Below are 12,872 nucleotides of genomic sequence, written 5' to 3'. Positions count from 1 at the left end.
AGCAGAGCATACCGGGGCTGACCAGATTTTTCCCTTGAGTTGGCAGGGCTGATAGTGTAAAAGATTTGTTTCACGGGCGGTTAGCTCAGCTGGATAGAGTGTTGGCCTCCGAAGCCAAAGGTCGTTGGTTCGAATCCAATACCGCCCGCCAAATCAGCACAAAAGGGGACCATTGGTCCCCTTTCTATTTCATGCTGCGGAGGTGTCCCATGGCCAGAGGTGGTTTTGAACTGTCTGATGCCGTAGCACCGCTGGTCATCCGTATCCCGCTGGGGCTGATCTTTCTTGCCCATGGTTCGCAAAAGCTGTTCGGCCTGTTTGGCGGCAGCGGTCTGACGGCAACCTTTGCCACCTTTGAGCAGAAACTGGGGGTCCCGCCGATCTTTACCCTGCTGGCGATCATTGCCGAGTTTGGCGGTGGCCTGGGGGTGCTGACCGGGTTCCTGACCCGTGTGTCGGCAGCCGGTATCGCCTCGGTGATGGCGGTGGCGATCTATAAAGTACACTGGGCCCATGGTTTCTTTCTGAATGCCAATTGTGTCTCCGGACGCGGCCACGGTATCGAGTTCACGCTGGCCCTGCTGGGGATGGCGGTTTACCTGATGGTGGCCGGTGGCGGCAAGTGGTGTATTGATCGCCTTATTTTCAGGGCCTAGCAACATCAATCAACCTATCAGGCGGGCTTTTGGCCCGCCTTTTCTGTGTAAGGAGTCGTAGCGTGGAAGCTATGTTTAACCAGGAAGAAGTCAATAAACGGCGTACCTTTGCCATTATCAGCCACCCTGACGCCGGTAAGACCACCATCACCGAAAAGCTGCTGCTGTTCGGCGGCGCCATCCAGCAGGCCGGTGAGGTGCGGGCGCGCAAATCCGGTCGCCATGCCACCTCGGACTGGATGGAGCTGGAAAAGCAGCGTGGCATCTCCGTTACCTCGTCGGTGATGAAGTTTACCTATGACGGCTTTGAGATCAATCTGCTGGATACCCCCGGTCACAACGACTTTTCCGAGGATACCTACCGGGTGTTGACCGCCGTTGACTCGGCCCTGATGGTGATCGATTCGGTCAAGGGGGTGGAGAGCCAGACCAAGAAGCTGCTGGATGTCTGCCGTCTGCGTGACACCCCGATCATGACTTTTATGAACAAGCTTGACCGGGAAGGGCAGGAACCGCTGGACCTGCTGGATGATGTGGAAAAGAATCTGGGGATGCAGACCGCTCCCATGACCTGGCCGATCGGCATGGGTAAGCGCTTCCGTGGCACCTATCACCTCTACAGTAAAGAGGTGCTGCTGTTTGATCCTGATGCCGAACATGGGGTCGGCCGCGTTGTGACCGTGCAGGGACTGGATGATCCGCTGCTGGATGAACTGCTGGGCAGTCAGGCCGAAGAGCTGCGCAACGACGTGGAGCTGCTGGAAGGGGCAGCCCATCCCTTTGATCTGGATGCCTATCTGGCAGGGCGTCAGACCCCGGTCTTTTTCGGCAGTGCCATCAACACCTTCGGGGTGCAGCAACTGCTGGATACCTTTGTCCAGAATGCCCCCCACCCCCGGCCCCGTGCCACCACCACCCGGCTGGTTTCCCCCTATGAGGAACCGTTTTCCGGCTTTGTCTTCAAGATTCAGGCAAACATGGACCCGGCCCACCGCGACCGGATCGCCTTTTTCAGAATCTGTTCGGGACGCTTTGAACGTGGCATGAAGGTGCGCCACCTGCGTCTGGGGCGTGATTTCCAGATCAGCAATGCCACCATCTTCATGGCCCAGGATCGCAGCAATGTGGAAGAGGCCTTCCCCGGTGACATCATCGGCATTCACAACCATGGCACCATCAAGATCGGTGATACCTTTACCATGGGAGAGGAGATGAAGTTTACCGGTATCCCCAGCTTTGCGCCGGAACATTTTCGCAAGGTGCGGCTGCTGAACCCGATGAAGTCCAAGGCCCTTGAGAAAGGGCTGGTGCAACTGGCTGAAGAAGGTACCACCCAGGTCTTTAAGCCGATCTTCGGTGCGGAGTGGGTGGTTGGTGCGGTAGGTATCCTGCAGTTTGAGGTGGTTCTGCACCGGCTGGAGTTTGAGTACGGGGTCAAGATCGCCTATGAACCGGTGGCCTATGCCACGGCCCGTTGGGTAACCGGTGAAAAGAAGTTGATCGAGGATTTTGAGAAGAAAGAGAAGATGAACCTCTATATTGATGGTGAGGGCAAGCTGACCTACATGGCAGGCAGTCAGTGGCGTCTGGATAACACCATCGAAAACTGGCCGGAGCTGGAGTTTCACGCCACTTCAGAGCATAGTTAAAATGGTCTTTTTCCGATTCCAACTCAAGGCACTATCTTTGTTGGCTCGTCCTCGGCTCCTCGATGTACTGAGTGTACACCTGCGTCGCCGATCTCCTCGCCGCCTTGATATCATCCTTGATTTGAAATCGGAATTTCTTCCAGACCCATGATAAAAAATCCTCGTTTCAGTTCAAGGTGAAACGGTAGAAAACATGCAAAACTATTCCTTTAAAGCAACCTGGCGGGCGATGACCGATCTGCCCACGGATCACTTCCCTCTGATCCTGCCTGATGTGCATAAGGTCGCTGCCTTTTTTGTCCTGCGGCGCCTGAAACGGTTGGGCTACTCCAACTGCCGGGTGGACAGCAGTGCCAAAGGGCTGGTGGTGTATGCCCAAAGATAAAAAAGGCGGCCAGTTCTCAGCTGGCCGCCTTTTTGTTGCTGTATAACGGGATCTGGCTAGCCCATGAACTTGCCAATCTCGTAGCCGATCTGTCCCAGCGGCAGCACTTCATCAGCCACCCCGCCATCCACACAGGCCTTGGGCATGCCGTAAATGGTCGAGGTTGCTTCATCCTGTACCAGGGTCACTCCTCCTTTTTGTTTCAGCAACTGCATCCCCTTGAAACCATCATTGCCCATGCCGGTTAAGACCACCCCCAGCATGGAGCCTGCCGTGGCCTCTGCCATGGAAGAGATCATCAGGTCTACGGAAGGGATATAGACATACTGGGGGTAGGCCGAGGTCGGAGCTGTCTTGACCACCAGGCCGCCGGCGCCGCGTACCACCTGGGTATGCATGCCTCCGGGCGCGATCAGGATGGTACCCGGTTTGATCGCTTCACCATCAACCGCCTCTTTGACCGTGATGGAACACTTGGCATTCAGGCGGTCGGCATAGGGACCGGTAAAGGCCTTGGGCATGTGGATCGCCACCACGATACCGTAGGGGAAGTTCATCGGGATGCGGGAGATGACCTCCTGCAGTGCCACCGGACCGCCGGTTGAGGCGCCGATGCCGACATGGGTGATTTTTTTGGAATGGATCTTTGAGGTCTTGACGGCTGCCCGGGGGGGCGGCGCAGCCAGCGTGCCCGGACGGGGCATGCTCAAACCGCTTGCCGGACGCAGGATGCGGGAACGGGTCGCTTCACGAACCTTTTTGAGCAGTTCATCACGGAAGATGTTCTGGGCATCGGATGAATCGGTGACGTTTTTAGGGATATAGTCCAACGCCCCGGCGTCCAGCGCCTCAAAGGTTGCCTTGGCCCCTTCGTTGGTAAGGGTGGAAACCATCAGGACCTTGGTGGGGGCCTTGGCCATGATCTGTTTCAACGCAGAAATCCCGTCCATACGCGGCATTTCAACGTCCATGGTGATCAGGTCGGGTTTCAGGGCAATTGCCTTTTCAACCCCCTCAACCCCGTCACTGGCTGTGCCGACGACCTCGATGGAGGGCTCTTTGACCAGAATGCCACGAATCGCCATCCGCATGAAGGATGAATCATCAACAATCAGAACACGGGTCTTGCTACCCGACGTTGGAGAAAACATCATGCCTCCGTTGGTTATTCCTTGGAAAATATGGACGCTACCAGCTCTTTGACATCAGGTACGGCATCATCCAGCTCGTAGCAGAACCGTTCAATATCAAGCTGTGCAAGGTTCGGGTGCTGCTCTTTCAGTATGGCCCAGCCTTCCTCTTCAGACAGGTTGAAACTGGCCCAGACATTGCCGCCATAGTAGAGGTCCCTGACCGAACAGAACAGGTCCGCCAGGTTGACAATAGCACACAACACCGGATCATTGCTGGCCTCACGCGGGGTGTGGTGGTACAGGATCACTTCACGGTAGGCCTCAGGAAAATTCCATTTTTCTGCGATGCAGTAGCCGATTTCGTTGTGGGTGGTCGAGAACGCCTCCTGCTCCAGATCAATCAGACGTACCGGACGGGTCTTGATGGTCGTCAGAATCTGGGCAAAGGTCTCGGGCTGATAGTAACTCAGCACCACTTCGCCGATATCATGCACAATACCTGCGAGATAGGCCTTCTCAATGTCGGCGTAGCGGATTTTTTCGGCAATGATCTTGGATACCATGCCGACGCCGAAGGCATGGGCCCAGAAGGTGCTGATGTCAATCACGCCACCCTTGTCTTCAAAGGCGCTGATGAACGAGGAGGTCAGGGCGATTTCCTTGATATGACGAATGCCAAGGTAGACCAGTGCACGCTTGAGCGAGGTGATTTCCTGGGAGGGACGATAGATGGGTGAATTGACCATCTTCATGACCCGTGCGGTCATGACCTGATCGGTCAGCATCAGGTCTGCCACCTTGTCTACATTGACATCCGGGTCGTCAAGCAGCTGCAGTACCTGGGTTGCCACAACCGGAATCGTGGGCAGGTCATCGATCTTGGCCACCATCTGGCGGGCTGTTTCCAACATTGCCTGTTTATCCATCGTGGGATCCCCCGCTATTTCTTATAACCAAAACCGCCTGGAAAATGAACGGTCTTGAACTTGTCATTTACGCCGTGAAGGGATTCGGACTGGCCAACAAAGAAGTATCCGTAGGGTTGCAGGTTGTTGTAAAAGTGCTGTACAACCTTTGATTTTGACGCGAGGTCAAAGTAAATCAGGACGTTGGCGCAGAAGATGAAGTCGAAGCTCTTCATGAAGACCATCTTGGTGTCATCGTACAGGTTCATCTTGTTGAAGGTGACAAATTTTTTGACATCCGGTGAGAGGATGAACTTGCCGGCATCCTCCTTGAAATATTTCTTCTTGTACAGATCCGGCACGTTACGGACCGAGTAGGCGTTGTAAATCCCCTCTTTGGCCTGGGCAACCACGGTCTCGTTGATGTCGGTACCGATGATCTCGATGATCCAGTCCTTGAGGATGGTGGCACGCTTTTCCAGCAGGATCATGGCCAGGGTGTAGGCCTCTTCGCCGGATGAGGAGGCGGCAGACCAGATTCTCAGTTTCCGGAACCCCATTTTGCCTTTGGCTTCAACGATCTCCGGCAGGAATTTGGTCTCAATGGCGTTCAATTGAGGCACACAGCGGAAGAAGTAGGTTTCGTTCGTGGTGACTTCATCAAGCAGAAAACGCAGTTCTTCACCACCACGGGGGGATTTGAGCAGGCCGTAATAATCCATGGCGCTCTTGGTGCCGGTGGCCTCCATCCGTTTGGTAAGACGGCTTTCAAGGAAATATTTTTTTGTGGTGTGGAAGTACATCCCGCACAGATTATAAATAAAGTCTCGTAGTAGTTCGAAATCCTTATCAGATATAGCCACGTTACGTCCCTCTTTCGTGTTAAGCTGATGCTTTAGCGCCCGCCGGACGCCCCTTCGCCGCCATCAACCATGCCGACCGGGTCAACAATCAAGGCAACCCGTCCATCCCCCAGAATGGTTGAGCCGGCAATACCGGTGACATTGGCCAGGTACTTGCCCAGTGACTTGATGGCCACTTCCTGCTGTCCCACCAGGCGGGTTACCACCAGACCAACCCGTTTATCCGCAGAACCGATCACGACGATGTAGCAGAAGTTATCCTGTTCACGGCTACGCCTGACGTTGAAGACCTGCTCCAACCGGACCAGCGGCAGCACCATATCGCGCAGTTTAAGAACTTCCTGGCCGCCAATCACGTGAAACTCCCGTTGATCAACCCGCAGGGTCTCAAGCACCGAGGCCAGTGGAATAGAGTAGATCTCACCCTCGACCTCGACCAGCAGCGATTGAATGATGGCCAGGGTCAGGGGCAGGCGCAGGATAAACTCTGATCCCATCCCTTTTTCACTCTTGATCTCAATCAGGCCGTTCAGTTTTTTGATGTTGGTCTTGACCACATCCATGCCGACGCCGCGTCCCGACAGGTCGGATGCCTTGTCTTTGGTTGAAAAGCCCGGCAGGAAGATCAGGTCGAACATCTCACGCTGGCTCATGGCAGCCAACTGGTCTTCGGTAATCAGACCCTTTTCAATTGCCTTGCGTCCGACCCGTTCCGTATCAATCCCGCGGCCGTCATCCTTGATGCTGATAATGATTGAGTTGCCTTCATGTACTGCGGCAAGCACCAGGGTGCCGGTGCGCGGTTTTCCGGCTGCCATCCGCTCCTCCGGCGTTTCCAGACCGTGGTCCATGGCGTTGCGGATCAGGTGGATCAGGGGGTCGCCGATTTCATCAACAACAGAGCGGTCAAGTTCGGTCTCTTCGCCAAAGATCTGCAGATCCACCTCTTTGCCGAGGTCGCGGGCCAGGGAACGGACAATGCGGGGAAACTTCTTGAAGACCTTTTCCACCGGGATCATCCGCATCTTCAGGACCTGCATCTGCAGCTCCGAGGTGACAAAATTCATCCGTTTTGCCAGCTTGCCGAACTCTTCACTGAACAGGATGTGGTCCGAGGTGCCGCCCTGCAGATCCTGATTGAGCTGGATCATTCGGTTGCGTTCCAGTACCAGCTCGCCGACCTGGTTCATCAGATCGTCAAGGCGCTTGACATCGACCCGGACGGTGGTGTTGTCGGAAAGGTCGTCGCCGCCTTTTTCCCCGCCCTTTGGAGGGGCCGGTTTTTTAGCAGCTTCAGGGGCAGGGCGGGCCGGCGCGGGAGGCATTGCCGCTGCCGGCGCAGGTTGTGCGGCAGGTGGCGGTTCCGGCTGTGCCGCCGGTGTTTCGGCTGCCGCCGGCTGTTCCTCTGCCACGGTTGTTGCCGGGGGCTCCGTTGCCGCCGGTTGAGCCGGGGCTGCCGGCTGCTCGGTAAGCAGGGGGATCAGTTTGTTGATGGTCTCGTTGATCTCGCGATCAACGATTTCGCCGCCCTTGATATCTGCCACCAGTGTCTTAACCAGGTCTGTCGCCTCAAGCACGACATCCATGATCTCTGAGGTCAGCTGCAGTTCACCCTTGCGGAGGCGATTCAGGACGTCCTCGGTTTTGTGGGTGACCCGAACCAGCAGATCGAATCCCAAAAAGCTGGATGCGCCTTTTACGGTGTGGATGGAGCGAAAGATCCGGTTCATCAGCTCCGGGTCATCAGAAGACTTTTCCAACGCAATCAGGTCGTCGTCGAGCTTCTCCAGAAGTTCAGTCGTTTCTGCCAGAAATCCTTCAAGAAGTTCCTGGTCTTCACAATCAATGGGCATTGCTCACCTCGCCGTGCTGAGATGGTAGTGAAAGGTAACAGCGCATGTTGTTACAAAGTGCCGAAAAGCTGGCGCTCATCCTGGGAGAACATCTTCTGCAGATCAAGCAGAACCAGTAAGCGCTCGGCCTGATTGATCACACCGGCAATGCATTCCTGATCAATACCGCTGGTTACGACGGCCGGGGAGGGCTGGATTTCGCTGCTGGATATCCGGATTACCTCTGAAACGGCATCCACGATAAAGCCCATCAGCTCTCCTTCAACATCCATGACCATGATGCGGGTCTGTTTGTCGTATTCCACCTCAACCAGGCCAAAACGGCGCCGCATGTTGATGATCGGAATAACCTTGCCACGCAGGTTGATCACACCTTCAACATAGTGAGGGGTGTTGGGTACCCGTGTGATACTGGGCATTCTGATGATTTCACGCACCTTCAGGACGTCAACGCCATATTCTTCGTTGTCCAGGTTAAAGCTGACCAACTGAATCAGTTCACCATGGTCACCAGCGCGTGCCTCGTTGGCGTTCATCGGCACTAGGGCATTGGACATGGACAACCTCCTTCTGGATCTGACTTTTAAGGTTAATTTGTACGACTGATTACATACAGATACGGATATGCTTCTATCACCTGACATGACACAGGTTGAGATCGTGTATATGTATCATGCAAGCCGTAGCGGTGCAAGCTTGAGGCGAACAGAATGTTTGTTTTTATTATCGGTTGCTTCATAGTACAAATTGTTCATCTGAAGACGTGGGTCAGTTTATTGACATAGGGACTGGTTGCGCCGTATACTATACCCCTACTCAGGGCGAAATATGCTTTGTTAAGTTTAAGGGGTTGTTATGACTATGAAAAGCTCGTTCAGAGTGCTGGATGGTGATCGTAAAACCCGTGATCTTGTGTCAGCTTTTCTGACATATAAAGGCTACGAGACCGATATTCTCGATGATAATGCGGATCTTTTTGACACGGCACGGACAACATCACCGCGGATACTGGTTGCCGACCTGGTCTCGCTGTTTGCCAGATCCGCTGATGCACTGCAGCAGATCTGGCAGGTTGACCCCGAACAGGTGGCGATCGTCTATGCCCAATCTGACGCTGCCCGTACACTGCCCCATGACGAACGGCTGATTTTTCTGCCCAAGCCGCTTAACCTTGATGAGCTTGAAAGCGTGGTGATGCGGGCCCTGGAGTACCAGGCCCTGAAAGTCCGGATGCCGGAGCAGCCGGTTGACGAGTACCCTCATTTTCTTTGCTCCACCATCATTGGCAGAAGCCGTCAGATGCTTAATCTGTTTGAGATGATTGAGAAGGTCGCAGAATCCAGTGCGACGGTCCTGATTCAGGGGGAGTCCGGAACCGGCAAGGAACTTGCAGCTCGGGCAATACACCAGCTTTCAAGCCGGAGCAGCAAAAATTTTGTGCCGGTTAACTGCGCCGCTATTCCGGATGACCTGCTGGAGAGTGAGCTGTTCGGGCATGTGAAAGGGTCGTTCACCGGCGCTTATGCCAACCGGGTCGGCCGCTTTGAGATGGCGGACAAGGGCACCCTGTTTCTGGATGAGATTGGTGATATGAAGGCGACCCTGCAGGTCAAACTGCTGCGGGTGCTGCAGGCCAAGGAGTTTGAGCCGGTTGGATCAACCCGCTCCCAGAAGGTGGATGTCCGGATTATTGCCGCATCCAACAAGAATCTGGATGAACAGGTGGCGACCCGTGACTTCAGGGAGGATCTCTACTACCGGCTTTCAGTGATCCCGATTACGATTCCTCCCCTGCGGGACCGGCGTGAAGATATTCCGCTGCTGATCAATCACTTCCAGGGGCAGTTTAACCGTGATCGCCGGCGTCTGGTCAAAGGCTTTACCCGCGAGGCGCTTGAGATGCTCTGTAACTACGATTGGCCGGGCAATGTGCGGGAGCTTGAAAATCTGGTGGAGCGGATGATCACCATGAAGGAAAGCGGGTTTATCACGGTGGATGATCTGCCGGAAAAATACCTGGCCCCCCGTACGGTTGTGCCGCCGCCGCAGTCGGTTTCCGGTTCTGTCCCTGTCGGCAAGGAGCTGCCGCCTGAAGGAATCTGTCTGAACAGTGCCGTTGATGCCTTTGAGAACGGCCTGATCATGCAGGCCCTGCACCGTACCGGCGGTAACAAGAAAGAGGCCGCCGCCCTTCTGAACCTGAAACGGACGACCCTGATTGAGAAGCTTAAGAAGAAAAACCTGCAGTTCCCCTGAACGGGGAGGTACGTATGTCGATCAATGCAACCCAGACCATGTCGTTATTGCAGAGCATGCTGCGGGAACAGTCCCGTCCGGCAGCAGAGCAGACTACAAGCACGGTCTCGTCCCGGTTTTCGGATCGGCTGGATGCCGCCATTGACCGCGGCACGGTACCTGCGGAGGCATCGCCCGAGGCGGTACAGCATGCGGCCGAGTTGCTGCAGCTAACCAGCTTGCGCAGTTCGCTGGAACTGCTGGCAGACCAGCACGAGGCCGATGGCACTGCGGCACTGCCCCTTGCCTCTTTGTCTGCTTCCGGAGCGGCTTCGACCATTTCACCCCTGAACAGCTATCTGGCAAATCTGGCCGACGCTGCAACCCGTCCTGCGGGCCAAACGAACAGACAGGCAGTACCGGAACAGGAAGTTGAACCCGGTCCCAGGGCCCCGGAGCAGGTGGAACGCCGTGCCTCCCGTTTGTCTGATGCATCGCAATCAGGTGCTATTGAACAGACCATCAGCAAGGCTTCACAACGCTATGGCGTTGATGCCGGATTAATCAAGGCGGTCATCAAGGCCGAGAGCAACTTTAACCCTCGTGCGGTCTCCTCTGCCGGGGCGCAGGGCTTGATGCAGCTGATGCCTGCCACGGCCCGCGGGTTGGGGGTCAGTAATTCCTTTGATCCGGAGCAGAATGTGATGGCGGGAACCCGGTTTTTAAAAGGGTTGCTGGACAGATATAATGGCGACCTTGATTCTGCCCTGGCAGCCTATAACTGGGGGCCGGGCAACGTGGATCGCAGGCCGGACCGCCTTCCCCGCGAGACCCGGGAGTATCTGGTAAAGGTGAAGCAATACTATTCGGCATTTACTGCCTGATAGCGGTCTGCCTTACAACAGGTCCACCGGATCGATATCAATTGCCATCCTGACGGTCGCCGGCAGGGACTGCTCCCGGCGGTAGGCGATGAGCAGGCGGCGCAGTGCCGCCCGGCTGGCGTCCTTCAAAAGAATCTGCTGGCGGAAACGCCCCCGCAAACGGTAGAGCGGCGCCGGTGCCGGTCCCAGGATTTCAACCCGCAACCCCAACCTGTTTTTAATGGCACGCAGTACCGTGGCTGACTGCTCGGCCGCTGTGGTCAGACTCATTTCACTGGTGGCTGAAAGTTTGATTGCCGCCAGAAAGCCAAAAGGTGGGTAGTTCAACTCCTGCCGGAACAGCAGTTCTTCCTGATAGAAGCTCTCAAAGTCATGCGCAGCTGCGTAGGCAATCCCGTAGTGATCCGGTGTCATCGCCTGCAGCAGTACCCGCCCCGGCAGCTCTCCCCGGCCAGCCCGCCCTATCACCTGTGAAAGCACCTGAAAGGTCCGTTCCGTTGCCCTGAAGTCCGGCAGATAGAGACTGCCTTCCGCCTGGAGTACGCCGACCAGGGTCACACCGGGAAAGTCGTGTCCCTTGGCGATCATCTGGGTGCCCACCAGGATATCCACCTCGCCGCGTCCAACCTTGTCCAGTATCCGGGCGTGGCCGCCCTTGCCGCTGGTGGTGTCACTGTCCATCCGCGCGATCCGCGCATCCGGGAACCGTTCCTGCAGTTCATGCTCGATCCGTTCGGTGCCTACCCCCATCTCTTTCAGTTCCAGTTCGCCGCAGGCAGGGCAGATGCAGGGGGCCGGCACCTGATAGTCGCAGTAATGGCAGAGGCTCTTTCTGCGCTGGCGGTGGTAGGTCAGGGAGACTGAACAGTTGGGACATTGCAGGTCAGCCCCGCAGGCGGGACAGACCAGCCAGCTGGCAAAGCCGCGCCGGTTCAGAAACAGCAGGCTTTGCTCACCCCGTTCCAGGTTGTCTGCCAGCGCCTCGATCAGTTGGGGGGACAGCGGTGATTCGGCCGTCATGCGGGTGTTGATGATGCTGGTTGCAGGTAAGGGACGGTTACCAACCCGCTCCGGTAGCGACAGGTAGCCCAGCTTCCCCTGCTGGGCTGCAAAGCGGGTGGTGATCAGAGGTGTGGCTGAGCCCAGCAGCACCACGGCCTGTTCCTGCTGCCCCCGTACCAGGGCCAGGTCGCGGGCATTGTAACGCAGACCGTCCGACTGTTTAAAGGAGGCCTCATGTTCCTCATCCACCACAATAATGCCGATCCGCTCCAGCGGGGCAAAGATGGCTGAACGGGCACCGATCACGATCCGCACCTCACCGCGCCGGATGCGGCGCCATTCGTCATAGCGTTCGCCATCGGAAAGGGCGCTGTGCAGTACGGCAATGCCATCGCAGAAGCGGGCACGAAAGCGCTGTACCAGCTGGGGGGTCAGGGATATCTCCGGTACCAGCACCAGGGCGTTCCTGCCGGCCGCCAGGGTGTGGGCGATCCCCTGCAGATAGACTTCGGTCTTGCCGCTGCCGGTAATGCCATGCAGCAGAAACGGGGCAAAACCGTTACCGTCCAGGGCCGTCAGGATGGTTGTCAGGGCCTGTTGCTGGTACAGGGTCAGCGGTTTTGGCGAGTCTTTTGCCACGGTCAGGCCGGCAAAGGGGTCGCGGTAGACCTCACGTTCGTTCATCCGGATCAGCCCAAGCTCCACCAACCGTCGCAGGTTGGGGCTGCATTCACCAAAGCGAGCCTTAAGTTCTGCTGTTGAAACCGGTCCGGACTGGCGCAGAAAAGCGAGGATGTCCAGCCCTTTACCCCTGAGCCTGGCAGGGGCATCAACAGGCAGTGCGCTGAAGATCCGTTCGTGTCGGACCTTCTTGCCGCCGCTTACCGCCTCACCGTCAGCGCTGCTACGGCTTTGCAGGTTGATGCCGGTCGGCAGGGCGGTCTTGAACACCTCGCCCAGGGGGTGCAGGTAGTACTCGGCAATCCAGTGAAAGAAAGCCAGTTCTGCCTCGGTCCAAAGCGGTTCAGGGTCCAGTACATCCAGCAGATCCCTCAGCTGCTGCCCCTCCGGTGGTGTGCTGAAGCGGAGCACGTAGGCGGTTAGCTTGCGTCTGCCAAACGGGACAAAGACGCGCAGCCCCGGTCTCGTCCGGGCGACAAGCGCCTCAGGCACCCGGTAGTGAAAGGTGGTATCCAGGGGGAGCGGAACAACAACCTCAACAGTAACGGGCTGTTTGTCGGCTATGGTCTGATTTTGTTGAGTATGTCCGGTCTCTGTGGTAGTCACGATGACGAGCAGTATCTTTC

11 protein-coding genes and 1 tRNA gene are annotated in these 12,872 nt (G+C 56.4%); 6 read left to right on the top strand and 6 right to left on the bottom strand.

Going from position 1 to position 12,872, the window contains the following annotated elements:
- The first annotated feature begins 74 nt into the window (after positions 1-74).
- The 4 genes from FY034_RS12745 to FY034_RS12730 all read left to right on the top strand — a co-directional run bounded on the left by FY034_RS12745 (position 75) and on the right by FY034_RS12730 (position 2,690).
- Positions 75-151: transfer RNA gene (locus tag FY034_RS12745), tRNA-Arg, on the top strand.
- A gap of 58 nt (positions 152-209) precedes the next feature.
- Positions 210-656, top strand: coding sequence for a DoxX family protein (locus tag FY034_RS12740; RefSeq protein ID WP_265551117.1), 447 nt, complete (start codon positions 210-212; stop codon positions 654-656).
- A gap of 71 nt (positions 657-727) precedes the next feature.
- The gene (locus FY034_RS12735) at positions 728-2,305 is read left to right on the top strand and encodes a peptide chain release factor 3 (protein ID WP_265555270.1); all 1,578 of its coding nucleotides are present in this window, start codon (positions 728-730) and stop codon (positions 2,303-2,305) included.
- A gap of 193 nt (positions 2,306-2,498) precedes the next feature.
- Positions 2,499-2,690, top strand: a complete 192-nt coding sequence (locus FY034_RS12730; RefSeq protein WP_265551115.1) for a hypothetical protein — start codon at positions 2,499-2,501, stop codon at positions 2,688-2,690.
- A gap of 56 nt (positions 2,691-2,746) precedes the next feature.
- Here FY034_RS12730 and FY034_RS12725 read toward each other — a convergent pair whose 3' ends face one another.
- The 5 genes from FY034_RS12725 to FY034_RS12705 are packed head-to-tail and all read right to left on the bottom strand — an operon-like array spanning position 2,747 to position 8,001.
- Positions 2,747-3,841: a protein-glutamate methylesterase/protein-glutamine glutaminase gene (locus FY034_RS12725; protein WP_265551113.1), complete on the bottom strand. Its 1,095-nt coding sequence runs from the start codon at positions 3,839-3,841 to the stop codon at positions 2,747-2,749.
- A 14-nt stretch (positions 3,842-3,855) separates the two neighbouring features.
- Positions 3,856-4,749, bottom strand: a complete 894-nt coding sequence (locus FY034_RS12720) for an HDOD domain-containing protein (protein WP_265551110.1) — start codon at positions 4,747-4,749, stop codon at positions 3,856-3,858.
- 14 nt (positions 4,750-4,763) lie between these two features.
- Complete coding sequence (locus tag FY034_RS12715; protein WP_012470857.1) at positions 4,764-5,591, bottom strand: CheR family methyltransferase; 828 nt, start codon at positions 5,589-5,591, stop codon at positions 4,764-4,766.
- Between the two features lie 32 nt (positions 5,592-5,623).
- Entirely contained in the window at positions 5,624-7,444 is a 1,821-nt protein-coding gene (locus FY034_RS12710) for a chemotaxis protein CheA (protein ID WP_265551107.1), read from the bottom strand.
- Between the two features lie 50 nt (positions 7,445-7,494).
- A complete protein-coding gene (locus tag FY034_RS12705) occupies positions 7,495-8,001 on the bottom strand; it encodes a chemotaxis protein CheW (RefSeq protein ID WP_265551105.1) in 507 nt (168 codons plus the stop codon).
- A gap of 298 nt (positions 8,002-8,299) precedes the next feature.
- Here FY034_RS12705 and FY034_RS12700 point away from each other — a divergent pair, with 298 nt between their 5' ends.
- Positions 8,300-9,700, top strand: coding sequence for a sigma-54 interaction domain-containing protein (locus FY034_RS12700; RefSeq protein WP_265551104.1), 1,401 nt, complete (start codon positions 8,300-8,302; stop codon positions 9,698-9,700).
- A 14-nt stretch (positions 9,701-9,714) separates the two neighbouring features.
- On the top strand, positions 9,715-10,563 hold the full coding sequence (locus tag FY034_RS12695; protein WP_265551102.1) for a lytic transglycosylase domain-containing protein: 849 nt from the start codon (positions 9,715-9,717) through the stop codon (positions 10,561-10,563).
- 12 nt (positions 10,564-10,575) lie between these two features.
- On the opposite strand, the gene priA is transcribed toward FY034_RS12695, so the two are convergent.
- Positions 10,576-12,852 carry a replication restart helicase PriA gene (priA, locus tag FY034_RS12690; RefSeq protein ID WP_265551100.1) on the bottom strand — a complete coding sequence of 759 codons (2,277 nt, stop codon included), beginning with the start codon at positions 12,850-12,852 and terminating at the stop codon, positions 10,576-10,578.
- Between the last annotated feature and the right edge of the window lie 20 nt (positions 12,853-12,872).

Origin of the sequence: Trichlorobacter lovleyi (assembly GCF_015239775.1) — a bacterium.
GTDB classification, from domain to species: Bacteria; Desulfobacterota; Desulfuromonadia; order Geobacterales; family Pseudopelobacteraceae; genus Trichlorobacter; species Trichlorobacter lovleyi_B.
The sequence above is the reverse complement of the archived record's forward strand: the minus strand, read 5'-3'. Positions and strand labels throughout refer to the sequence as shown.